At 79.4% G+C, this 874-nt stretch carries 1 protein-coding gene; it reads right to left on the bottom strand.

What is annotated here, in order from left to right; all coding sequences use genetic code 11:
- Positions 1-73: 73 nt before the first annotated feature.
- The coding region (locus ACVCAH_RS37975; RefSeq protein WP_447141028.1) for a glycosyltransferase family 9 protein at positions 74-874 on the bottom strand (801 nt) is incomplete at its 5' end.

Raw genomic sequence — 874 nt, forward strand, 5'->3', positions numbered from 1 at the left:
GGTACCAGGTAGCGGTGCTTGCCGTGCACGAACGAGGTGGTCCAGGAGCCGTGCACGTGCCAGAGCAGAACGTTCATCGGCCGCTCCCGCCGACGGCCACGACCCGGCCCGAGGCGGTGCCGGCCCGCGCGGGCGGCGTCCGACCGTCCGTCCCGGCCGCCGCGCCCGGCCGCCCCGCCGGGCGTACGCCGAGCAGCCGAAGCGCGTCGAGGACCTGCTCCGGGTCGACGCCGCTGAGGCAGGGGTGACCGGGGACCGGGCAGTGGGCGGCCCGGGTGTCCCGGCAGGGGGCGGTGGCGTCGCCGAGCCGGACGGCCGGCACCCGCCAGGGCCCCCACTGTCCGAACGGGACGGTGGGGGCGAAGAGGCTGACCACCGGGGTGCCGAAGGCGGCGGCCAGGTGGGCGGGGCCGGTGTTGCCGACCACCACCGCCCCGGCGCCGGCCACGATCGCGCCGAGCTCGGCCAGTCCGGTCCGCCCGCCCAGGTCCACCGCCCCGGCGGCGGCGACCCGGGCGGTCAGCTCGGTCTCGTCCGGGCCGCCGGTGACCACCACCCGGTGACCCGCGGCGACCAGCGTCCGGGCGATCCGCTCGGCCAGTTCGGTCGGGCAACCCCGGGCCTGCGCCGCCGAGCCCGGGTGCAGCACGACGTAGCCCGGCGCGCCGAGCCCGGCCGGGGGCGGGGGCAGCGCGTCCGGGCGGAGGCGGAGGGTGGGTTGGTCATCGGGTGGCAGGGTGTGCCCGGCGGCGGCGGCGAGGGAGAGGGCGCGTTCGGGCTCGGGGACCCCGACCGGCACGCGGTGGCGGACGTCGAGGAGGCTGCCGGGGTAGTCGTCGCTGATCGCGGCGATGCGTGGCACGCCGGCCATCCG

Source organism: Micromonospora sp. LZ34 (genome assembly GCF_052981855.1).